This window comes from Aeromonas sp. TW 6, assembly GCF_013168745.1.
Classification (GTDB): domain Bacteria; phylum Pseudomonadota; class Gammaproteobacteria; order Enterobacterales; family Aeromonadaceae; genus Aeromonas; species Aeromonas caviae.
Window position 1 is genome coordinate 1 of sequence record NZ_JABERS010000013.1, and the last position, 22,900, is coordinate 22,900.

20 protein-coding genes are annotated in these 22,900 nt (G+C 62.9%); 5 read left to right on the forward strand and 15 right to left on the reverse strand.

The window, feature by feature from the left end; genetic code table 11:
* The first annotated feature begins 164 nt into the window (after positions 1-164).
* Positions 165-1,154 carry a toll/interleukin-1 receptor domain-containing protein gene (locus tag HKD46_RS08415; protein WP_052815463.1) on the forward strand — a complete coding sequence of 330 codons (990 nt, stop codon included), beginning with the start codon at positions 165-167 and terminating at the stop codon, positions 1,152-1,154.
* A gap of 102 nt (positions 1,155-1,256) precedes the next feature.
* On the opposite strand, the gene parC is transcribed toward HKD46_RS08415, so the two are convergent.
* From parC to nudF, 11 genes are all read right to left on the reverse strand, one after another.
* Complete coding sequence (gene parC / locus HKD46_RS08420) at positions 1,257-3,551, reverse strand: DNA topoisomerase IV subunit A (protein ID WP_161470340.1); 2,295 nt, start codon at positions 3,549-3,551, stop codon at positions 1,257-1,259.
* 250 nt (positions 3,552-3,801) lie between these two features.
* The gene (gene parE / locus HKD46_RS08425; RefSeq protein ID WP_010672780.1) at positions 3,802-5,712 is read right to left on the reverse strand and encodes a DNA topoisomerase IV subunit B; all 1,911 of its coding nucleotides are present in this window, start codon (positions 5,710-5,712) and stop codon (positions 3,802-3,804) included.
* A gap of 113 nt (positions 5,713-5,825) precedes the next feature.
* Positions 5,826-7,829 (reverse strand): FUSC family protein, encoded by a 2,004-nt coding sequence (locus HKD46_RS08430; RefSeq protein WP_171865254.1) that lies wholly within the window; start codon positions 7,827-7,829, stop codon positions 5,826-5,828.
* Between the two features lies 1 nt (position 7,830).
* Positions 7,831-8,697 (reverse strand): HlyD family secretion protein, encoded by an 867-nt coding sequence (locus HKD46_RS08435; RefSeq protein ID WP_069651983.1) that lies wholly within the window; start codon positions 8,695-8,697, stop codon positions 7,831-7,833.
* A complete protein-coding gene (locus HKD46_RS08440; RefSeq protein ID WP_039039819.1) occupies positions 8,690-8,932 on the reverse strand; it encodes a DUF1656 domain-containing protein in 243 nt (80 codons plus the stop codon). Before HKD46_RS08440 ends, HKD46_RS08435 begins: the two co-directional genes overlap by 8 nt.
* 170 nt (positions 8,933-9,102) lie before the next feature.
* Entirely contained in the window at positions 9,103-9,507 is a 405-nt protein-coding gene (locus tag HKD46_RS08445; RefSeq protein WP_039039754.1) for a GFA family protein, read from the reverse strand.
* Between the two features lie 36 nt (positions 9,508-9,543).
* Positions 9,544-10,167 carry an NUDIX hydrolase gene (locus HKD46_RS08450; protein ID WP_052815077.1) on the reverse strand — a complete coding sequence of 208 codons (624 nt, stop codon included), beginning with the start codon at positions 10,165-10,167 and terminating at the stop codon, positions 9,544-9,546.
* Positions 10,168-10,169: 2 nt separating this feature from the next.
* A complete protein-coding gene (locus tag HKD46_RS08455; protein ID WP_052815076.1) occupies positions 10,170-10,757 on the reverse strand; it encodes a YqiA/YcfP family alpha/beta fold hydrolase in 588 nt (195 codons plus the stop codon).
* A 9-nt stretch (positions 10,758-10,766) separates the two neighbouring features.
* Positions 10,767-11,585: a 3',5'-cyclic-AMP phosphodiesterase gene (gene cpdA / locus HKD46_RS08460; RefSeq protein ID WP_052815075.1), complete on the reverse strand. Its 819-nt coding sequence runs from the start codon at positions 11,583-11,585 to the stop codon at positions 10,767-10,769.
* 28 nt (positions 11,586-11,613) lie between these two features.
* Positions 11,614-12,060 carry a DUF1249 domain-containing protein gene (locus HKD46_RS08465; RefSeq protein ID WP_039039758.1) on the reverse strand — a complete coding sequence of 149 codons (447 nt, stop codon included), beginning with the start codon at positions 12,058-12,060 and terminating at the stop codon, positions 11,614-11,616.
* Positions 12,061-12,159: 99 nt separating this feature from the next.
* Positions 12,160-12,801, reverse strand: coding sequence for an ADP-ribose diphosphatase (gene nudF, locus HKD46_RS08470; protein WP_010672772.1), 642 nt, complete (start codon positions 12,799-12,801; stop codon positions 12,160-12,162).
* Between the two features lie 306 nt (positions 12,802-13,107).
* On the opposite strand from nudF, the gene tolC reads away from it, so the two are divergent.
* Complete coding sequence (tolC, locus tag HKD46_RS08475) at positions 13,108-14,433, forward strand: outer membrane channel protein TolC (RefSeq protein WP_029313618.1); 1,326 nt, start codon at positions 13,108-13,110, stop codon at positions 14,431-14,433.
* A 154-nt stretch (positions 14,434-14,587) separates the two neighbouring features.
* Here the strand turns inward: tolC and hldE are convergent, their stop codons facing one another.
* The gene (gene hldE / locus HKD46_RS08480) at positions 14,588-16,015 is read right to left on the reverse strand and encodes a bifunctional D-glycero-beta-D-manno-heptose-7-phosphate kinase/D-glycero-beta-D-manno-heptose 1-phosphate adenylyltransferase HldE (RefSeq protein WP_052815074.1); all 1,428 of its coding nucleotides are present in this window, start codon (positions 16,013-16,015) and stop codon (positions 14,588-14,590) included.
* A 248-nt stretch (positions 16,016-16,263) separates the two neighbouring features.
* Here hldE and lpxL point away from each other — a divergent pair, with 248 nt between their 5' ends.
* The gene (gene lpxL / locus HKD46_RS08485) at positions 16,264-17,187 is read left to right on the forward strand and encodes an LpxL/LpxP family Kdo(2)-lipid IV(A) lauroyl/palmitoleoyl acyltransferase (protein ID WP_103243797.1); all 924 of its coding nucleotides are present in this window, start codon (positions 16,264-16,266) and stop codon (positions 17,185-17,187) included.
* Between the two features lie 114 nt (positions 17,188-17,301).
* Here lpxL and HKD46_RS08490 read toward each other — a convergent pair whose 3' ends face one another.
* The 3 genes from HKD46_RS08490 to HKD46_RS08500 form a co-directional block, all read right to left on the reverse strand.
* The gene (locus HKD46_RS08490; RefSeq protein ID WP_043153994.1) at positions 17,302-19,281 is read right to left on the reverse strand and encodes a bifunctional 2',3'-cyclic-nucleotide 2'-phosphodiesterase/3'-nucleotidase; all 1,980 of its coding nucleotides are present in this window, start codon (positions 19,279-19,281) and stop codon (positions 17,302-17,304) included.
* A 127-nt stretch (positions 19,282-19,408) separates the two neighbouring features.
* A complete protein-coding gene (lysE, locus tag HKD46_RS08495; RefSeq protein ID WP_041212291.1) occupies positions 19,409-20,029 on the reverse strand; it encodes an L-lysine exporter in 621 nt (206 codons plus the stop codon).
* A 262-nt stretch (positions 20,030-20,291) separates the two neighbouring features.
* Complete coding sequence (locus tag HKD46_RS08500; RefSeq protein ID WP_010672766.1) at positions 20,292-21,074, reverse strand: LuxR family transcriptional regulator; 783 nt, start codon at positions 21,072-21,074, stop codon at positions 20,292-20,294.
* Between the two features lie 64 nt (positions 21,075-21,138).
* Here HKD46_RS08500 and HKD46_RS08505 point away from each other — a divergent pair, with 64 nt between their 5' ends.
* Together HKD46_RS08505 and HKD46_RS08510 are read left to right on the forward strand one after the other, a co-directional pair.
* Positions 21,139-21,768: an acyl-homoserine-lactone synthase gene (locus tag HKD46_RS08505; protein ID WP_029313613.1), complete on the forward strand. Its 630-nt coding sequence runs from the start codon at positions 21,139-21,141 to the stop codon at positions 21,766-21,768.
* Between the two features lie 232 nt (positions 21,769-22,000).
* Positions 22,001-22,900, forward strand: coding sequence for a LysR family transcriptional regulator ArgP (locus HKD46_RS08510; RefSeq protein WP_010672764.1), 900 nt, complete (start codon positions 22,001-22,003; stop codon positions 22,898-22,900).

A 22,900-nucleotide genomic window follows, 5' to 3' on the forward strand; every position in this document is an offset into this window, starting at 1 on the left:
TGATCGAGGTTACGGATCGAGATAGCGGGTGCGGCCATGATGATCTACCTGCAAAAGAGAGTAATAGATCAGAACGGCCGATCGCCGTCAAGCACTGAAAATAGCAAAATCAGGTGCGGAATGACGGGTATCTAACAGTAATGGTTCAGGAGCATCTTAGAATTATGGCCAGCCTCGTTTTTTCCTATTCTCATGCTGATGAAGCATTACGTAATGAACTTGAAAAACATCTATCACCCTTGAAACGCATGGGGAGAATATCCACATGGCACGATCGGTGCATTATTCCTGGGGAAGTATTCGAGCATAAGATTGATCAGTATTTTTCTGAAGCAGACATTGTGCTTTTGCTGATTAGCAGTGACTTTATTGCTTCTGATTATTGTTATCAGGTTGAAATGGCAAATGCTATGGAGCGCCATAGAAGGGGCGAGGCAATAGTTATTCCGGTAATTTTAAGGGAATGTGCTTGGCATCAATTACCGTTTGGCAAAATCCTTGCTGCCACTGTGGATGGTAAACCAATTACGAAATTCGCTAGTCACGATGAAGGTTATGTGCAGGTGGTCGATGCCGTAGTACGCGCCATTGATAATATGGAGGCGAAAAATACGCAGCAGGATGTGAGCCTTCGTTCACAGATTACTACATTTTCTTCGGCTCAAGAAACTGGATCAATTCTCACACCAAGATCCAGCAACCTTTCCTTGCCGAAGAGCTTCACCGATCTCGATAAAGATCGTGCCTGCCGTGAAGGGTTTGAGTACGTTACCAGATATTTTGAAAACTCCCTATCTGAGCTTAAAAAGCGTAATTCAGGAGTAGACTCTGAGTTCCATCAGCTGGATGCCAATGCATTCAGTTGCGCGATTTACATCAGCGGTAGCCGGGTTGGTCAGTGTGCTATTTGGCGTAACAATGGCCGTAGTTATGGGGTGGGTGATATATGTTATGGCCAGGATGGCATGGCCAGAAATAGTTACAATGAATGTTTGACCATTACCGAAAATGGTCAAACCCTTGGTTTTCGTCCATTGATGGGTGGTTACACCATGAGTTCTTCAAGAGAAACATTGCTCACGAACGAAGGAATGGCGGAACACCTCTGGGATATGTTTTTCAACCAAATTAAGCAAGACCGCAAGTTAGGCTGATTTTACGAAAACTAACATTTAACACCAGCGATGGTAATAAATTAAGGTTTCATTTATTACCTCAAAATAATAGGGAGCGACTATTCGCTCCCTATTATTTTATTACCCTTCCTGATTTTCCCCGGCTGCCGGCTCGGCGCCGGCGACGGGTTCAATCTCGATGCGATCGACTCGCTGCAGACCGCGGGGCAACTTGGCGCCGCGGCGGCCGCGCTCGCCGCGGTAGTAGTCAAGGTCAGATGGCTTGAGGGTCAGCTTGCGCTTGCCGGCAAACAGGGTGACGGACTGGCCCTGCGGAATGACGGCGGCCATCACCACAAACTCCTCTCTCGCCTTCACGCGAGCCGAGGGGATGCTGATGAGCTTGTTGCCCTTGCCCTTGCCGAGCACCGGCAGGGTATTGAGCGGGAACAGCAGCATACGCCCCTCGTTGGAGATGGCCATACAGAGATCCGTGTCCGGCGCCCCTATCCTCTGGGGTGCCATGACGATGCCCCCTTCCGGCACGGTGAGCAGCGCCTTGCCGTTCTTGTTCTTGCCAATGAGGTCGTCGTATTTGCAGACGAAGCCGTAGCCGGCGTCGGAGCAAACGAGATACGGCTCACCTTCGTTGCCCATCACCAGATGGCGCACCTCTTCCCCAGCACCCAGTGCGAAGCGGCCGGTGAGCGGCTCACCCTGACTGCGGGCCGACGGCAGGGTGTGGGCCTCCAGCGAGTAGGTTCTCCCCAGGGTGGAGAGGAACACCGCCTGCTGGTTGCTGCGGCCATGGGCGTGGGCGAGATAGTTGTCCCCCGCCTTGTAGGAGAGGCCGGCCACATCCACGTCGTGGCCCTTGGCGGCGCGCACCCACCCCTTGTCGGAGAGGATCACGGTCACCGGCTCGCTCGGGGTGAGCTCCTTCTCGGTCAGGGCGACGGCGGTGGCGCGCTCCACCAGCGGGGTGCGGCGATCGTCGCCGTACTTCTCGGCATCCGCCAGGATCTCTTTCTTGAGCAGGGTGCTGAGACGGCGCTCGGAGCCCAGGATCAGTTCCAGCTTGTCGCGCTCTTCCGCCAGTTCGTTCTGCTCGGCGCGCAGCTTGAACTCTTCGAGCTTGGCCAGGTGGCGCAGTTTGAGCTCGAGGATCGCCTCGGCCTGGGTCTCGGTGATGTTGAAACGCTCCATCATCACCCGGCCCGGCTCCTCCTCGGTGCGGATGATCTCGATCACCTCGTCGATGTTGAGGTAGGCGATGAGCAAACCTTCGAGGATGTGCAGGCGGGCCAGCACCTTGTCGAGGCGATACTGCAGGCGGCGGCGCACCGTCTCGCGGCGGAAGCTAAGCCACTCGGTGAGGATGGTCTTGAGGTCTTTCACCTGAGGCCGGTTGTCCAGACCCAGGATGTTGAGGTTGACCCGGTAGTTCTTCTCCAAGTCCGTGGTGGCGAACAGGTGGGCCATCAGCCCCTCCACGTCCACCCGGTTGGAGCGCGGCACTATCACCAGACGGGTCGGGTTTTCGTGGTCCGATTCATCCCGCAGATCGGTAACCATGGGCAGCTTTTTCGCCACCATCTGGGCGGCAATCTGCTCCATGATCTTGGCGCCGGAGGCCTGATGGGGCAGCGCCGTGATGACGATATCGCCATCCTCTTCGCTCCAGACCGCCCGCTGCTTGATGGAGCCCTTGCCGGTCTCGTAGATTTTACGGATGTCATCGCGGGGCGTGATGATCTCGGCATTGGTCGGGTAATCCGGCCCCTGCACATGGGCCATCAGGGCATCCAGGCCGGCATTGGGATTGTCCAGCAGCTCCACGCAGGCGTGGGCCACTTCCCGCGCGTTGTGGGGCGGGATATCGGTCGCCATCCCCACCGCGATACCGGTCACCCCGTTGAGCAGGATGTGCGGCAAACGGGCAGGCAGCACCACGGGCTCTTTCATGGTGCCGTCGAAGTTCGGCGTCCACTCCACAGTGCCCTGGCCGAGCTCGGAGAGCAGTAGCTCGGAGAAACGCGACAGCCGCGCCTCGGTATAACGCATGGCGGCGAAGGATTTGGGATCGTCCGGCGCACCCCAGTTGCCCTGACCGTCCACCAGCGGGTAGCGGTAGGAGAAGGGTTGGGCCATCAGCACCATGGCTTCGTAACAGGCGCTGTCACCGTGGGGGTGGTACTTACCCAGCACGTCACCCACGGTACGGGCGGACTTCTTGTGCTTGGAGAGGGCCGACAGCCCCAGCTCGCTCATGGCGTAGATGATGCGCCGCTGCACGGGCTTGAGGCCGTCGCCGATATGCGGTAAGGCCCGATCCATGATGACGTACATGGAGTAGTTCAAGTAAGCCTGCTCGGTGAAGGTGCGCATTGGCTGGCGCTCTACCCCGTCCAGACTGAGCTCGATGGCATCACTCATGTGATTATCTCTTTCGGTTCGGGAGCTGGTTGGCGCTCTACTTCATCCAACAGACTGAGCTCGATAGCATCACTCATAAGGTTGTTCTCTTGCTATGGCACGCCCTCAGAGGGCACGCCGGAAATGCGGGTCGGCAGGGGGCCGACGGTGAATCACAAGCCCCCCTCCCAACCTCCCCCTCCATGAGGGGGAGGAGAGGCTTGGCCCCCTCCCCTTGCGAAGGGGAGGGCCGGGGTACTTGCGACTCGCTTTAGATGATGGCGAGGTTGCCCTTCTCTTCCAGCCATTCGCGGCGATCACCGGCGCGCTTCTTGGCCAGCAGCATGTCCATCAGTTGCAGGGTCTCGTCCCCATCTTCCCCTTCTGCCCCCCCTTCCGCGCCCATGGTGAGCTGCACCAGGCGGCGGGTGTTGGGATCCATGGTGGTTTCCCGCAACTGCTTGGGGTTCATCTCACCCAGCCCCTTGAATCGGGTCACCATCACCTTGCCCTTCTTCTTCTCGGCTTCGACCCGTTGCAGCACGCCGTTCTTCTCGTCCTCGTCGAGGGCGTAGAAGACCTCCTTGCCGATGTCGATACGATAGAGGGGCGGCATGGCCACATAGACATGGCCCTTTTCCACCAGCGTGCGGAAGTGCTTCACAAAGAGGGCGCAGAGCAGGGTGGCGATGTGCAGACCGTCCGAGTCCGCATCCGCCAGGATGCACACCTTGCCGTAGCGCAGGCCACTGAGATCGTCGGAGTCGGGGTCGAGCCCGATCGCCACCGAGATGTCGTGTACTTCTTGCGAGGCGAGCACCTGACCGGCCTCCACCTCCCAGGTGTTCAGGATCTTGCCGCGCAGGGGCATGATGGCCTGGAATTCGCGATCCCGCGCCTGCTTGGCACTGCCGCCCGCGGAGTCACCCTCCACCAGGAAGAGCTCCCCCTGCATGGGGTCGGCGCAGCCGCAATCGGTCAGCTTGCCGGGCAGGGCCGGGCCTTGCGTTATCTTCTTGCGCACCACCGTCTTGGCGGCGCGCATCCGGCGCTGGGCGCTGGAGATGCAGAGCTCCGCCAGCTGTTCGGCCAGCTCGGTGTTGCTGTTCAGATAGAGGCTGAAGGCATCCTTCACCACGCCCGACACGAAGGCCGAGCTCTGGCGGGACGACAGACGCTCCTTGGTCTGGCCGGCAAACTGCGGGTCCTGCATCTTGATGGAGAGGATGTAGGCGCAGCGATCCCAGATGTCTTCCGGGGTGAGCTTGACCCCGCGGGGCAAGAGGTTGCGGAACTCGCAGAACTCGCGCATGGCATCGAGCAGCCCCTGGCGCAGGCCGTTGACATGGGTGCCACCGAGCGCGGTGGGAATGAGGTTCACATAGGATTCGGCGAGGCACTCGCCCCCTTCCGGTAACCAGCACAGAGCCCAGTCCACCGCCGACTGCTCGGAGCTGAAAGAACCGACGAAGGGCTGCTCCGGCAGGCAGGTGAACTGCTTGACCGCATCGATGAGGTAATCCTTGAGGCCGTCTTCGTAGCACCACTCCAACTTGATGCCGGTGTTCTTGTCGAGGAACTTGATGGTGAGGCCCGGGCAGAGCACGGCCTTGGCTTTGAGCAGGTGCTCCAGCTTGGAAACCGAGAAGCGCGGCGAATCGAAGTAGCGCGCCTCCGGCCAGAAGCGCACCCGGGTGCCGGTGTTGCGACGGCCGCAGGTGCCTGTGATGGTCAGATCAGACACCTTCTCGCCCCGCTCGAAGGCGATGTCATAGACCTGGCCGTCCCGGCGCACAGTCACTTCGACCCGATCGGAGAGGGCGTTCACCACGGAGATCCCCACCCCGTGCAAGCCGCCGGAGAACTGGTAGTTCTTGTTGGAGAACTTGCCCCCCGCGTGCAGCTTGCAGAGGATCAGCTCCACACCGGAGACCCCTTCCTCCGGGTGGATGTCCACCGGCATGCCGCGACCGTCGTCGATCACCTCGAGGGACTGATCCTCGTGCAGGATCACCTCCAGATTGCGGGCGTGACCCGCCAGCGCCTCGTCGACGCTGTTGTCGATGACCTCCTGGCCGAGGTGATTGGGCCGGGTGGTGTCGGTGTACATGCCGGGGCGGCGACGCACCGGTTCAAGGCCATTGAGGACCTCAATGGCATCCGCATTGTATTGAGTGGACATGGAGGGCCTTGCGAATTGACGTTTGGGGGGAATCTTACTCGCTGGGAGGGCCCGGGACAAATGGGGCGCTCGCAAAGGGTGATCCAGAGGGGCTCCGGCCTCCCCGCCCGGGATCAGGCGGGTTCCCCGGGCAGGGCCTGCACAAGCTGGGAGAGGGAGCAATGGAGTCGCCACACCAGTCCCGCCAGTGCCCGGGCCGCCGGGTCTGCATGTTCCCCCAGCCCTTGGCTGATGCGGTCCAGCTCCGCCAGGGTGCGCCCCAGGGTCTCGTGCTGCACGCCCCCTTCGGTCAGAATGCCTTTCAGGCAGCGCAGACAGCCGTCCCGCACCAGATAGAGGGCCGGATCCCGGCTGCGCCAGAGCCTGAGCTGCCAGACGATATGGCTGCAATTGAGCAGCACCACGCCCCAGCGCAGCACCCAGAGCCGGGCCCCCTGATCCTGACTCTGGCTGAGCTGGCTCACCGCGTGATAGACCCGGGATTCAAACTCCCCCTCGCTCTGATGCGGGGCCGGGGCCAGCTGGTCCACGAAATCCCGCCGCAGACGATGCATCAGGCGGCGGCTCTTGCGCCGATCCGAGCTGGGCCTCAGGAGCTGGAACGCCAGCCCTGCACTCATCACTCCCAGTGCCTGGGCAAGGCTGCTGTTGACGAAGGCGAGGTAGTCGTAGCTCGGCGGATTGGTGATGGCGAGGAAGGAGCCGAGCAGCACGATGAGCTGGCCCCAGAGCGCCGCCCCCTGGGGGCGCTGCAATTTCAGCAGTTGCAGGGTGATGAGGGCGGGGAACAGCAGGGAGCAGAAGATCCAGAAGTCGTCGATGCGGATCATCAGCCCGAACTTGACCCCGAAGCAGATAAAGCTGAGCAGCACGATGGCCTTGAGCATGGTCTGGGCCCCCTTGGCCGGGGCCGGGGTGGCGGAATAGAGCACGCAGCAGATGGCGAGCAGGGTCAGGGCTGCGGCGCCCGCATCCCACTGGGTGTGGATCCAGAAGGTGCAGCCCAGCATCACGCAGAGGAAGGTACGCCCCCCGTTGTAGGCCGCCTCCAGGCCGTCGGTGTGGCTGGTCAGAGAGCTGTGGCGCGGCGGCGCCGGCCACTCCTGACCATCGTGGCGGGCCAGCCTTTCCAGCCAGCGCTGACACTCCAGGTAGCTCCAGCAGAAGTGGCGCAGCCGCAGCCAGAAGGCCTGACAGCGATAATCGTCCCCCGAACGGGCCACGAAGGGTGCCATCAGGCGGGCGATGCGCAGCTTGTCGCAGCCCCCCTGTCCCAGCTCCCGCAGCACGGCGGCCAGCATGGGGGCCGGGTCGACTGCGTCCTCTGGCCAGTGTTGCAGCATGCGGCGCAGCCCCGAGATGAGGCTGACCATCCTCAGCTGGCGATGGAGCAGATAGTTCAGCAACTGGTTGTGGCGACGCAGGCGGTGGTGGCTCCAGACGGCCTGGATGCGCAGCACGTTCAGGGTGAGGATCTGACCGATCACCCCCTCGTGGGCGGTGCGCACATCGGCGCCCGTCTCCCCGAGCCAGAGCAGCTGGGCATGTTCCAGCAGCCGGGTCTGGCTCTTGCCAAGGGAGTCCAGCAGGGTCTCGCCATCGGAGAAACTCGGCAGGATCATCATCATCAGGCCGCCGCAGAGGATGCCGACGATCACCTCGCTCACCCGGGCCTGGGCGATGTCGAAGATATGTTGCGGGTCGGTCAGGTTGACGCAGGAGAAGGCGATGATGGCGGCGGTATAGCCCGCCAGGGCGAAACCGTAGGAGACGTTGTTCTGATGGTGGTTGGAGATGTAGGTGCAACCCCCCAGCCAGAGGGCGATAAGCAGGCTGAAGAGCCAGGGATCACCGATGCCAAGGCCGGTGATCATCACCGCCGCCATGGCGCCGATGAGGCTGCCCACCACCCGCCCCAGGCTCTTGCTGATGACGCCCCCCACGGTGGGAAAGCTCACCACGGCGGCGGAGGTCATGGCCCAGTAGGGAGAGTCGAGTTGCAGCACGAACGCCAGCCAGAGCGACAGGCACATGGCCAGGGCATTGCGCAGGGCGTAGCGCCACTGTCCGCCGTTGGCCTTGCCCCAGGGGGTCTGGCGCCAGAGCGAGGGGATCACTCTAGTCCCCTATGGTGATGGTACAGGTCGTGCCCGCGATCAAGACCAGATCCGGGGGAATCGCCAGCAGCCTGATCCGCACCGGCACCCGCTGGGCCAGGCGCACCCAGGGCACGTTCGGCTTGACGTCGAGCAGCAGCCCCTCGCTGCCTTCCAGGCTCTGATCGTGAATGGCGCGCCCTATGCTTTCCACCTCCCCCCTGAGTACCCGATCCCCGCTGTAGAGCACCACCTCGGCCGGTTTGCCGGGGGCGATGTGCCTGAGCTTGGTCTCTTCGAAATAGCCCTGCACATAGAAGGAGTGGGTGTCTATCAGGGCCACCAGGGGCACCCCGGCGGTGGCGTAGTTGCCGACCCTGGCCTGCAGGTTGGTGATGTAGCCGTCGCTCGCAGCATGGACCTCGGTCCGGGCAAGGGACCATCTGGCCTGCTCCAGATTGGCTTGGGCCACCTCATAGGCCGCCTTCATCGCCTGGGCATTGAGCCTGGATTCATCCACCGCCTCGGCGGAGATGACGGTGCGGGAGAGGCTCTGGCGACGGTTCGCCTCGTGCTCCGCCTTATCGAGATCCGACTTGGCCTTGGCCAGGGCCGCGCTGGCGTTGTCCAGCGCGATGCGATAGGGCTCGGGATCCAGGGTGAAGAGCAGCTCCCCCGCCTTCACCAGCTGGTTGTCCTTGACCCCTATCCTGACGATCTTGCCCGACACCTGGGGCGTGATGCTGACCAGCTCGGCCCTCACCTTGCCATCCCGGGTCCAGGGACCCTGCATGTAGTCGTTCCACAGCCACCAGAGCGACACCAGCGCCAGGGCAAAGACCAGCAGGGTGGAGAAGTATTTGAGGGTCGCAAGGGGTGATTTAGCCATGTAGCAATATCCATAGGGCGCCGCTGACGGCGAGGATGAAGAGGGAGAGATCCATCAGCAGGGGGTGCCAGACCTCGCCGCCGTAGAGCCAGTCCCGCAGCAGATGGTGCAGCGGCAGCCAGCCCAGCAGGCCGAGCAGCACAGCCTTGAACAGGGGCGGAAAATAGAGCGAGGCCCCGAGGATCAGATCCGGCAGCGCTGAAGCAGTCGTCACGGGTGTGCCCCCTGTTGGCAGAGATGGAATGAAGAGAGAGGCCGGGGTCCGCCGGGAGACGGACAGGGCAAGGTTAACACAGCCATGGCGGGGGCTACACAAGCAGATGACCCCCTGAGATGTCGTCACGGGAGTGACGCGGCAACGCCTCGCCCGTCCTCCCCGCCACCCGTCGGGCAGTCACCTCGCGTTCAATCGGCTACGGTATCTGCAGGGTGATGCACCCCGTCGCGGGTCGGCACCTCTCCCAGATCGAACGGGTTGACCCCCTCCAGACAGGCGAGGTTGTAGCCATATTCCGCCGGATTGGATCGGCGCTGGTGATGGGTGTAGATGCCGCAGACGCTGCAAAAGTAGTGTTTCGCGGTGCGGGTGTTGAACTGGTAGCAGCGAAGCGCCGCCTCCCCTTGCAGGATGCGGATGCCGGAGAGCGGCACCGAGGCGACGATGGCCCCTCGCCGCCGACAGAAGGAGCAGTCGCAGCGGCGCGGATCCACCACGCCATCCGGCAGGGTCAGCTCCAGCACCACGGCGCCGCAGTGGCAGCTTGCCTTGTGTTTCTTCTGGATGGGGGTATTGCCGATGCGTGTGATCATGCTGCCTCCTTGCCGCAGTGTCAGGCTGCGAACCGGTTAATCGAACAGGGTATCCCCCCGCCCCTGCGACAGATGGTCATGCAGGGTGCGCAACTGGGACGCAACCACCCGGTGGCGGGAGAGTTCGGGCAAGGCGTCGATGGGGAAGTACTCCGCCCCTTTGGTTTCATCGGTGTCGGTAAGCAGAGCGCCGCCCGTCACCTCGCACAGGAAGAAGGCCTTGTGGGCGTGGGGCAGCTGCGGGGGATGGGGATGCTTGAGCTTGTCGAACAGGGCCAGCAGCTGCACCGCCCGACAGACGAGGCCGGTCTCCTCCACCACTTCCCGCACCACGGCGTCCGCAGGCGAATCGCCGATGTCGCACCAGCCCCCCGGCAGGGTCCAGCGCCCGTCACTGCGCTCCTGCACCAGCAGGACATGGCCCGCGTCGTTCTGAATGAAGGCCCGCACATCGAGCTTGGGGGTGGGATAGCCGCTGTCGAGGGCAATCCAGTCGCCGATGGCATCGGGAGCCAGCTCGCTCTGGCTGGCGATGAGCGTCACCGTGGCCGCTCGCAGCGCCTCGAAGCGGGCGATGTCGAAGGGATCCCGGGAGTAGGTGAGCCCCGCCTGGGCCGTGGCCAGCACCTGTTCGAGGAAGGCGGCCAACGGCGGTTGCATGGCTAGAGCCCGAGGAAACGGACGATCTGGGCGGGGTAGCGCTCGAAGCCTGTGAAGGCGTGATCGCCGCCGCACTCCAGGGAGAGACGGGCAAAGCGGTATTCGTCCAGCGCCTTGCGATAGTCGAGCACCTCGTCCTCCTGCTGTTGCAGCACCCAGAGCCGCTCGGGAGCAGTCACCGGCACCGCCAGCGCTCTCAGCTCGTCCATGTGCCCAGGCAACAGTTCATAGCGTTCGCCGCTGTAGGGGTTGGTCTGGGGGCCGAGGTAGTCGCAGAGCAGCTCGTGGGGGCGCACCGCCGGGTTGATGAGGGCGGCGCGGCAACCGTATCGCTCGCTGACCCGGGTCGCCATAAAGCCACCGAGGGAGCTGCCCACGGCGCCAAGCTTGAATTCGTTGCCATAACGGCTCTGCAGATCGGCAATGGTCTGCTCGATGGCCACCCAGGCGGCCGCCGGGGTGTTGGGCTGGGCCGGGATCACCACCTCGATATCGGGCCTGTTCTCTGCCACCCAGGCCGCCATCTGCTGCGCCTTGGCCGAGCCGGGGGATGAATTGAAACCGTGCAGGTAGAGGAGTACGGGCTTCATGGCAACCCCTCAGTAACCGGTGGCATTGGGGTCGGGCACGAACTGCCCCAGCGGCAGGCGCCACACCTGACTCGCCACCCGGCCATCCGGGTGCAGGGTGAGATAGCGCCAGCCCGGGCCAGATTCGTCCAGTGCGAAACCGTCGGAGAGCGGCTTGAACTGGATGCAGGTAGAGGGGCTGGCGATGAGCCGCACTCCGTGGTGCACCTCGTCAAACTCCTGATGGACGTGGCCGAACAGGATGGTCTTCTGCTGCGGGTGGCGGGCCAGCACGGCGAACAGGTCGTCGGCATTCTTGAGGTTGTGCTGATCCAGCCAGGCGCAGCCCACCGGCACCGCCTGATGGTGCAGGGCGATGAGGGCATGGCGCTCGGGATGCTGGCGCAGGGCCTGATCCAGGGCCGCCAGCTGGTGATCCCCCAGCACCCCGTGGGGTTTGCCGCGCACCTGGGTATCCAGCAGGATCACCTGCCAGTGATCCCCCACCAGTTGCTTGGCCTCGCTGATGCCGGCCGCATGGAGGTATTCGGTCATCAGGGGGCCGTCGTCGTGGTTGCCGGGCAACCAGTAGATGGGGCGGGCCAGGGGCGCCATCATGGAGGCGAAACGCTGGTAGGACTCCGGGCTGTGATCCTGGGAAAGATCCCCGGTGGCGAGGATGAGCTCGAACGGGTGCTCGTTGGCCTGCACCCGCTCCAGCACGGCGGCCAGACTCTGCGCCGTGGGCACGGCCAGCAGCCGCCCCTCGGCACTGGCGAAGAGATGGGTATCGGTAATCTGTAACAGGCGCACACTGCCGTCCGGCGCCTGAGGTAGCTCTGTTTCCAAAATCACGCTTCTTTTTTTATGGGTTCGACTAGAGGATGTTAATCAGGCTGGTGCCGTGTTTGAGACAAAATCTCAACCAATCGGCCAAGAATAGATTTACCTGCTCCTTTTCATCCCTGTGATGCATTTTTTGATTGGGATAATCATAACGTGGTTGCAACATTGAAATCTGTTGCGCCGCACACACTTCCGCCATTCGCACATCATGATACAAACGAATCTCTATCCGGGCTTGCAAGTAGCTCGGCAATTCGGGGTTGTGCTGGGCCAGGATCACCTGGCTGGTGAAGCGGCTCTCCTCGGTCACCGTGAGCTGGAACTGCAGGCCGTTGCCGACCTGATAGCGGCGCTCGGCACCCACGCTGCCGCCGGGCGGCAACAGTTTCATCAGCGCCATGTAATTGACCTCGCAGGTACGCTGCAAGGACATCAAATCAGGCACATAGCGCTTCATCGGGCTCTGGACTAATGACATGTCGCGGCTCCCTCAATCAGGGTCCATGAAGGGTGGACCCACTGCACAGTGTTCCAGTCGGACACAGGGCACCTGACCCGGGTCTGAACGAGCGTCACCTCAGCGCCCCGCCAGCCAGCGTGCCCGCAGCTCGCCGTGATTCAGGGCCAGCCACTGCAGGGCGATGACGGAGGCGGCATTGTCGATGCGCCCCTCTTTGAGCCAGGCATAGGCCTGCTCGCGGCTCACCACGTGGACCCGGATGTCTTCCCCCTCTTCCGCCAGACCGTGTATCCCCTTGGCCTGACTGGCATCCACCTCGCCCACGAACACCTCGATGCGCTCGGTGCTGCCACCCGGGCTCACCAGATAGCTGATGGCGTGTTCGCAGCGTCCCACCTCGATCCCTGCCTCTTCCACCGCTTCGCGCCGCACCACTGCCTCGGCGGTCTCCCCTTCATCGATGATGCCGGCCACCAGCTCCAGCAGCCAGGGGGTGGCGCTGGTCTCCATGGCGCCGATGCGAAACTGCTCCACCAGCACGATCTCGTCCCGCACCGGATCATAAGGCAGCAGGGCGGCGGCATGGCCACGTTCGAACAGTTCCCGGACGATGGGGGCGTTCCAGCCACCGGCAAACAGCCTGTGTTGCAGGCGGTAGACATTCACCTTGAAGAAGCCATTATATCCAGCTGATTTTTCAATGATTTTCACATCATCGCTGGAGTAGTGGCAGGTTTGAGGCAAGGCTTGCTGTGACATTCGAGACTCCTGCCAGCTTGACTTGGCTTGGTTTGACCATAATATTCGGGGGCATGAATGAACATTCATTCACTCGCTCTCGCCGACGATGAGGGAAGGATTTTAGCAGCCACAGGGCATTTGGCTAGGCGCGTTGCCGAGAAAACTCGCCCCGGACCTTGACGTTTCCGCAGCTGGAAAAGAGACAGTTCGCAATGAAATCTGCTTATAGTAGAGTGGTTAAGCTGAAATCAAGCTTGGTCGGTGACAATCCCCCCTTCATCCAGCGGACAGCTTTGGGTTGATACAAAAGGTTAAAACTATCATATGAAAAGAACACTCTTGTCAGTCATGGTGATGCTGGGTGTGAGCGGCGCCGCTCATGCCGAAAACCTGCTCGATATTTACCAACAGGCCCAGATCAAGGACACCCAGCTGCTGGAATCCAAGGCCAAGCGGGACCAGGCCTTCGAGAAGATCAACGAATCCCGTGCAGCCCTGCTGCCCCAGATCAACCTGGGCGCCGGCCTGAACTACCTGCAAAACAAGAACGACACCATGACCAACACGGGCGCTACCGGCTCCGTGACCCTGGATCAATCCATCTACCGTCGCAGCAACTGGGTCAACCTGGATCTGACCGAGAAGAGCGCCACCCAGTCCGACGTGGCCTACAACCTCGAGTACCAGAACCTGATGCTGCGTACCGCCCAGGCCTACTTCGACGTGCTCAAGGCCATGGATACCCTGGAATTCGTGCGTGCCAACAAGACCGCGGTCGAGCGTCAGCTTGAACAGACCCAGCAGCGCTTCGAAGTGGGCCTGACCGCCATCACCGACGTGCACGAGGCCGAGGCCGAGCGCGATCAGGCGCTGGCGGACGAGATCAATGCCGAGAACACCCTGGACAACAGCTACGAGAGCCTGCGCGAGCTGACCGGTATCGACCACCGTCAACTGGATGTGCTCAACACCGATCGCTTCAGCCCGCAGAAGACCGCGTTCAACTCCGACAAGTGGCTGGAACTGGCCCTGGACAAGAACCTGGAGCTGCACAGCGCCCGCATCGGCAAGGACATCGCCAAGGAGCAGATCGATCTGGCCAAGACCGGTCATGAACCGACCCTGGATCTGGGCGCTGGCCTGAACGCCGGTTACAACGATTACAAGGACGAGATCCGCAACCCCGAGAGCAACAGCAATCAGGGCAACATCGGCCTGAACTTCAAGCTGCCCATCTACACCGGCGGAGCCACCACCTCCCAGGTCAAGCAGGCACAGTTCAACTACGTGGCCGCCAGCGAACAGCTCGAGCGCAGCTTCCGCTCGGTACAGAGCACGGTCCGCTCCTCCTACAACAACGTGAACGCCAGCATCGGCTCGGTCCGCGCCTACAGCCAGTCCGTCATTTCCGCCGACAGCGCCCTGAAGGCGACCGAAGCCGGTTACGAGGTGGGTACCCGCACCATCGTCGACGTGCTGGACTCCACCCGCAAGCTGTATCAGGCCAAGCAGAAGCTCTCCGAGGCCCGCTACAACTACATCCTCAGCATCCTCTCCCTCAAGCAGGCCGCCGGCATCCTGGAGCAGAAGGATCTGGAAGAGGTGAACCAGGGTCTGATGCCAGCCGCCCAGGTCACCAAGAAGTCCTGAGCCAGGCGCACACCATGAGAAAAGGCGACCCCTAGGTCGCCTTTTTCATCTCTGTTCGCCGCTGGAAGTGCGTTGGTCGGGGCCTGCCAGGCAGCGGCCATATCACCGACCCGGCAGCCCCATCAAAAAACCCGGCCTTGGCCGGGTTTTACGCTTATCCGCGCTCGCGGATGGTCTTGATGATGTCGGTGGTGGAGCAGCCGTCCTCGAAGTTCAGCACCCGCACCTCGCCGCCATTGGCGGTCACCTCGGCGTAACCCGCGATCTCTTCGGGCTTGTAGTCGCCCCCCTTGACCAGGAGGTCTGGCAGGATCTCTGCGATCAGACGCTGGGGAGTGTCTTCGCTGAAGGGGACCACCCAGTCCACGGCACCCAGGGCCGCCAGCACCGTCATACGGCGCTCGGTCGGGTTGACCGGGCGACCCGGCCCCTTGAGGCGACGCACGGACTCGTCGGTGTTCACCGCCACGATCAGGCGATCCCCCAGCTTGCCCGCATTGGCCAGATAGGAGACATGACCCGCGTGCAGAATGTCGAAGCAGCCGTTGGTCATCACCACCTTCTCGCCGCGCAGACGGGCGGCCTGGACGGCCACCTTGAGCTGGGCCTCGGACATGACGCCAAAGCCGGTCTCCTGCTCGGTGTAGAGGGCGTTGGCCAGTTCCACCGGGCTCACGGTGGAGGTCCCCAACTTGCCGACCACGATGCCGGCGGCGGTGTTGGCCAGGGCGCAGGCCTCATCCAGACTCTTGCCTGCGGCAAGGGAAGTCGCCAGGGTGGAGATGACGGTGTCACCGGCACCGGTGACGTCATAGACCTCGTGGGCCTGGGCCGGCAGGTGCAGCTCGGGCTGCCCTTCGCGGATCAGGGTCATGCCGTTCTCGGAACGGGTGACCAGCAGGGCGTCCAGCTCGAAGCGCTTGACCAGCTCCAGCCCCCTGGCGACCAGGTCTTCTTCCCCCTTCACCTTGCCCACCACGGCCTCGAACTCGGACATGTTGGGGGTCAGCAGGGTGGCACCGCGGTACTTCTCGAAATCGGTCCCCTTGGGGTCGACCAGCACGGGGATGCCGGCGGCGCGGGCACGCCGGATCATACCGGGCACATCGTTGAGGGCGCCCTTGCCGTAGTCGGAGAGGATCATCACGTCCGCCTGGGGCAGCGCCTGCTCCACCTTGCCCATCAGCAGGCTGGCATCCACGTCGTGGAAGGCCTCTTCGAAGTCGAGGCGCAGCAGTTGCTGGTTGCGGGACAGCACCCGCAGCTTGGTGATGGTCGGATAGTCGGTCAGGCGCACGAAATCACAGGCCACCTTGACACCGACCATCTGGCTGGCGAGGGCATCGGCGGCTTCATCCTGACCGGTCAGGCCCAGCAGCACGACCTGGGCGCCGAGGGCGGCGGAGTTGAGCGCCACGTTGGCGGCGCCACCCGGGCGCTCCTCGATGTGCTCGACCTTGACCACGGGGACCGGCGCCTCGGGGGAGATCCGGCCGGTAGGGCCATGCCAGTAGCGATCCAACATGACATCGCCAACGACCAGGATGCGGGCTTTTTCAAACTCGGGCAGGGTGATTTTCATCTGTATCGGCTCTCAAAACCTGAAAAATTCAGCGGCCGATTTTATCACACTCTTTTCCGGGGCGTGAAAAAAGCACGGCCCTGTGCCCTGATGCCCCCTCTGACCAGATGACGGCGATTCGCGCCCGCCCCCGCTTTTCGGATAGAATCCTCGACATGCGAGTGACCGCATCCGCGCCGAGCCACCCCACACAGGCCCCCCGGTTCGGTCGGACTCCCCCCTTTGCCTTTGCGAACAAGAGACTCTTCATGGCCCAAGAACACGCTCCCCGCCTCGAACCCCGTCTGTTCCATCCCCGTTACTGGGGGAGCTGGCTGGGCCTCTCCCTGCTCTGGCTGCTGGTGTTGCTGCCCTGGCGCAGCCAGATGTGGCTGGGCCGCCAGCTCGGCACCCTGGCCCGCAAACTGCTGAAATCCCGCGTCAAGATTGCCCGCCGCAACCTGGAGCTGGCGATGCCCGAGCTCAGCCGGGATGAGCGCGAAGCCCTCCTGGTGCAGAACTTCGAGAGCGTGGGCTGCGCCATCTTCGAGGTGGGCATGGCCTGGTTCTGGCCAGACTGGCGGATGCGCCGCCTGATGAAGGTGGAAGGGGAAGAGCACGTCATCAACGCCATGGAGAAGGGCCAGGGGATGCTGCTGCTCTCCTGCCACTTCCTGACGCTGGAGCTCAATGCCCGCTGCTTCGGCCTGGTGCGCCCCGGGGTCGGCGTCTATCGCCCCAACACCAATCCGGTGCTGGAGTACGCCCAGTACCACGGTCGCTGCGCCTCCAACAAATACCTGGTGGACCGGATGGACGTGAAGGGGATGATCAAGGCGCTGCGCAACGGCGACGCCCTCTGGTATGCACCGGATCACGACTACGGCAGCCATGCCAGCGTCTTCGTGCCCTACTTCGCGGTGGAGCAGGCCGCCACCATCACGGGTACCGCCACCCTGGCCCGGGTGAAGAACACTGTCACCCTGCCCTGCTACAACATCCGCACCCGGGAGGGCTACACCCTGCATATCGGGGCCCCGCTCGCAGACTACCCGAGCGGTGACGACCTGGCGGATGCCAGCCGCGCCAACCGCGAAATTGAAGCCGCCGTGCGCAAGGCGCCGGAGCAGTACATGTGGCTGCACCGCCGCTTCAAGACCCGCCCCAATCCGGACGATCCCGGCTACTACTGATGCCCTCCCGCCCCGTCGACCGGGCAAGTCCAGACGACAGGGCAGGATGGCACCGCGCCCCATGAAAAAGCCCTCGCACTGCGAGGGCTTATTTGTTGGCTGCCAGCGTCTGCCTTACTGGCGGATCAGGCGGTAGATGGCGTAGCCGGGGTGCTTGGCGTCATCCATCGGCAGGGTGGACTGGTACGACAGATCCGCCCCCGCCAAGGCCTTGGCCTCGTCGGTCGGCGAGGAGTAGAGGCGCACGTCCACGTTGGCGGGCAGGGCCTTCATGTGCCAGTTGTTGTTGGCCGCCGGGCTGAAGCCGGCCGGGTTGTCCGCAGACTGGGCCTTCAGGTACTGGGCGATGATCTCCCGCGTCTCGAAGGGATCTTCATGCACTATGTTGCTGCCGTCGATGCCCGGGAAGTGGCCGCCGCCGCTGGCGCGGTAGTTGTTGGTCACCACGTAGAACTTCTGGGCCGGGTCCACGGGCTGGCCGTTGAAGGTGAGGCCGCTGATGCGCTGGCCGTCGCTCACCTTGACCCCGTCCTTGCTGTAGCGGGCCGGCTGGGTGATGTCCACCTCGTAGCTGACCCCGTCAATCACATCGAAGTTGTAGGTGGGGAAGCTCTCGTTCACCAGCCACTGCACCCCGGTCTTGCCGGTGTCGATCTGGTTGAACTGGCCGGCGCTCATCTCCAGCCACTCCTTGACGGTGGCCCCGTTCACCTCGACCACCTGCAGGGTGTTCGGATAGATGTAAAGGTCGGAGACGTTGCGCAGGGAGATGTCACCCTGAGCCACGTAAGTGAAGTCATTGATGCCGTTGCGACCGCCACGGAAGGGGGCCGCCACCGAGAGGATCGGGTAGGACTCCTTGAGCAGGCCGTCTTGTTGCAATTGCTCCGCGTGGCGGCGCTGGGCATCGCTCACCAGCTGCACCGAGGGGTCGTCCTGCACCAGGGCGAAGAAGCTGTGGATGGGGGAGGTGATCTTGCCGAGCGGCTCGTCCAGCCACTGGTTGGTGGCGTCGTGGTCGGCCTGCACCAGGTCCACCACCCGCTGATCCACCGCACTGCCCTCGCTGGCGTCTATCTTGCGCAGGCTGGCCTGGCTCTGCTTCACCTGCCACTTGCCGTCCACCTGTTCCAGCTTGAGGTCGATGATGCCGAGGTGGTTGCCCCAGTAGCCGGGCATCACGGTGGGAATGCCGCTCAGGGTACCGGCCTGGTTGTCCACCTCCGGCAGATCCGGGAAGTCCCCGGGGAAGTTCTTGTGGGCGTGGCCCAGCATCAGGGCGTCCACCCCCTTCACCTTGGCCAGATGCCAGGCGGAGTTCTCCATCATGGCCTCATAGCTGCTGGCATTGATGCCGGTGTGAGCCACCACCACCACGATGTCGGCGCCCTTGGCGCGCAGCTCGGGCACATAGTGATTGGCGGTCTCGACCATGTCGGCCACCACCACCTTGCCCTCCAGATGACGCTTGTCCCACTGCAGCACCTGGGGCGGGGTCAGACCCAGGATGCCCACCTTGACGCGCTGGCGCTGGCCCTTGTCATCGGTCACCTCGCGCTCCAGCAGCAGATAGGGGGTGAACTTGTTGCCGCTCCAGTCAATTTGTCCCTTGGCATCGCGCTTGAAGGCCCCCGCCTCGAACACGTTGGCGTTCACATAGGGGAAGTCGGCTCCCGCCAGTACCTTGCCAAGGTAGTCCAGGCCGTAGTTGAACTCGTGGTTGCCCAGGTTGCCCGCGTCGTAACCCAGCTCGTTCATCGCCTTGAACACCGGGTGCGCCTGCTTCTCGAGATAGCCGGCACCGGACTGCTCGAAGATGTAGTCCGCCAGCGGCGTGCCCTGAATGAGGTCACCATTGTCGAGCAGCAGGTTGTTGGGGTTCTCGGCGCGGGCGGCGCGGATCAGCAGGGCGGTGCGGGAGAGGCCGAACTTGCGATCCTCCTTGTTCTGGTAGTAGTCGTACCCCAGCACGTTGGAGTGGATATCAGAGGTCTGGATCAGGCGCAGGGAGACGGTCCCCGGCTGCGCCTTGCTGTCATTCTCGTTGCTGCAAGCAGACAGCAGCACGATGGCGGCAATAGCCCCCAGCTTCATGGTGTTATTCACTGTTTTTTCCCTTTTATTATGAGTAACGCTTTACCAGCGCCGGGAATTTAACAGACGAATATGTCAGCAGATGGCACCGGGACTCATTTTTATGAAGCCCGGCACAAAAATAGCCTCATGAGGCCGGTATGGCACCCAATGCCAGCTTGACCGCCAGCACCAGCATGATGAGACCTACAACAAGATCAATGGCTTGCTGCACCCGGCCCCGGGCAAGCCAGGGGGAGAGGGCGGCCGCCCCGAACGCCAGTCCGTAGAACCAGACCAGAGAAGCCAGCATGGCCCCCGCCGCGAAGGCGGGTCTGAGCTCCTCGGCAAACTGGCTGCCGAAGGAGCCAAGCAGCATCAGGGTATCCAGATAGACGTGGGGATTGAGCAGGGTCACTCCGAGGGTCATGGCCAGCACGCTCTTCACCCCCATCAACCGGGGCGAGTCCGCCAGGGCCGCCTCCTGGCCGCGCCAGGCACTGCGCAGGGAACGGATACCGAACCAGCCGAGGAAGAGCACGCCGCCCCAGGTCAGCAGGGCCAGGCCGATCGGGCTGGCCGCCAGCAGGTTGGCCCCGCCGAACACCCCGATGCCGATCAGCACGAGGTCGCACAGGCAGCAGAGGGTCGCCGTCAGCAGGTGGTGATTGCGGTGAATGCCCCGGCTCAGCACGAAGGCATTCTGGGCCCCGATGGGGATGATCATGGCAAGGCCGAGGGTAAAGCCTTGCAGGGTGGTGGCGAACATGGGGATGCGTTCCTGTGAAAGAGAGAAACGCACTATAAGGGGGCGCGGGTAATCAGAGAAATTCATTCATTTTCTGATGCATTCATAAAACTGATGAAAACCGGGCCGAAACCACACAAAGAAGGTTGTCAATTGCAGGATCTGACAATTGTGGGGTCACAGCCCCGCCCCGAGAATCGGCGGCAGGATGGGACGGCGCAGGACAGCGGTGATGGCGACAGAGGGGATGCCAGGCGACGAGCCGGTGCCGCCGGGCCTGTATTCACTGCAGCAGGGAGGGGAAGTTGGTGACCACCACCTGCTCCAGGTTCGGCAGCAGGATGCCGCTGCTCACCCCCTTGGCGATGGCCTGGTAGCGGTTCATCGACCCCGTCTTGCGGGTGACCTGATTGAGGTGGTAGTTCACGGTGCGCTCCGTGATGCCGAGGATGCAGGCGATCTCCCCCGATGTCTTCCCTTCGCTGGCCCAGAACAGGCACTCGGTCTCCCGCTCCGTCAGGGGCTCCTGGGGATCGTCCTCCCTCATGCTCTGGCGCACGATCCGGATCGCCGCCTCGAAGATGTAGTTGGACATCCAGGAGAGGATGGGCGAGGACTCCAGCATCAGATCACTCGATGCCCGCTCCCGGGTAATGAAAGAGAGTATGCCGTTCTCCCCCGCCGCCCCGTGCAGCGGGAACGAGATGCCGTTGCGCAACCCGAATTCCGCCGCCAGCCCCATCACATCCATGCTCCCCTCTTGCAGGAAGCGCGCCTTCTCGTCCAGCCGGTTCCAGTAGATGGGCAGGGTCTGCCTGCGGGCGAGCTGGATGATGGGATCGCAGGCCAGCATGTTGTTCAGGGTGTAGGCCTGTACCCAGGAGTCGGGGCACTGGTTGAACAGCACCACCTTGGGCCTTTGCATCGACATGGGCAGGATGAGGGCGAAGCGGTAGTAGTCGTAACCCATTCCCAGGGTGAAGCGGCCGATGAGCTCGGACAACCGGTTGCCATCGGTCACCAGCGTGAAATGTTCCAGGTACTCAAGCAGTTGGTCGCGTGTCATAGGCAAGCCTCCCCTGGCCAAGGCCTTGGATTATAGCGCCTAACCATGAAATGGAGAGACATGAATGCTTGTTTTCAAAGGAAAATTGAAAGAACACCCCAGATGGGAGGTCGAAAACGAGCTCTACCGATTTCGCAACCGCGTCTTCTCCGATCGACTCGGTTGGGACGTGGAATCCCGCCGTGGCCTGGAGCGGGACAACTTCGACAAGCCCGACACCCACTGGGTGCTGATTGAAGACAAGCAGGGGCTGTGCGGCTGCATCCGCCTGCTCAGCTGCGCCCAGGATTACATGCTGCCCAGCATCTTCCCCACCGCCCTCGCTGGCGAAGCCCCCCCTCGCGGCAACGACGTGTGGGAGCTGACCCGCCTCGCCATCGACGCCGACCGGGCCCCTCGCCTGGAGAACGGCATCAGCGAACTCACCTGCGTCATCTTCCGCGAGGTGCTGGCCTTCGCCAGGGAGCAGGGGATCCGCGAGCTGGTGGCCGTGGTCAGCCTGCCGGTGGAGCGCATCTTCCGCCGCCTCGGCCTGCCCATCGAGCGCCTCGGCCATCGCCAGGCGGTGGATCTGGGGGCCGTGCGCGGGGTCGGTATCCGCTTCCACCTGGACGAGCGTTTCGACCGCGCCGTCCATCGCCCCCTGCAGGGCCATTACCGGCCGGCGGGGGATGCTCTGCTCGCCGTCATCTGAGCAAAAAAAGTCCCGGGACCGGCCCGGGATTCAAGACGCTCGCTATGATCCGTTTCCACCCCATGCAAAAACGGACCGGGTGAGTATCTTATGAATCTCATGTCAGGACTACTGTCACATCTCACAGGGGCGGCCCCGGGCACCGGCCCCCTCCATGGGGCGGTCAGGTTGTCCTCTGGCGCTCCCTTGAGTAGCATTCTTGCTGAACTCCCTTTTTTCATAAGGAATGCTGATGAAGACGTTGGACTACAAGCTGCTGCTGGCCCTGGACGCGGTGATCCGGGAGCAAAACTTCGAGCGTGCCGCCCAGCGCTTGCACATCACCCAGTCCGCCATCTCCCAGCGCATCAAGCAGCTGGAGCAGCAGTTTGCGGAGCCGCTCATCATCCGCAGCCAGCCGCTGCAGGCCACGGGGCTCGGCCAGAAGCTGCTGGCCCACTATCGCCAGGTGCGCCAGCTGGAGCTGGAGCTGGCCGGCGAACTCTCCCCCGACGAGCCCAGGGCCCCCATCCGGGTCAGCATCGCCGTCAATGCCGACAGCCTGGCCACCTGGTTCCTGCCCGCCCTGGCGCCGCTGCTGGAGCAATACCCCATCGAGCTGAACCTGCTGGTGGATGACGAGAGCCGCACCCTGGACCGGGTGCGCGAGGGGCAGGCGTTCGGCGCCGTCAGCCTGCAACCCCAGCCGCTGGCGGGCTGCTGCGTCGACGAACTCGGCGAGATGCGCTATCTGCTCACCGCCAGCCCCGCCTTCGTCGCCCGCCACTTCCCGAACGGCCTCACGGCGGCGGCCCTGGCCAAGGCGCCGGCGGTGGCCTTCGATCAGCGCGACGACATGCACATCAGCTACATGGCCCGTCATTTCGCCCTCCCCCCCGGTGGCTACCCCTGCCACACGGTGCGATCCTCCGAGGCCTTCGTCGCCATGGCGGAGCAGGGGCTGGCCTGCTGCCTCATCCCGGAATTGCAGATCCGCCAGCAACTGGAAGAGGGGCGCCTGCTCGATCTCAACCCGGATCACCACCTGGTCGAGCAGCTCTACTGGCACCGCTGGGTGCTGGAGCGGGGGCTGCACAAGCAGATATCCCAGCGCCTGATCCAGCAGGGGCGACGGGCACTGCAACCCCGTTGA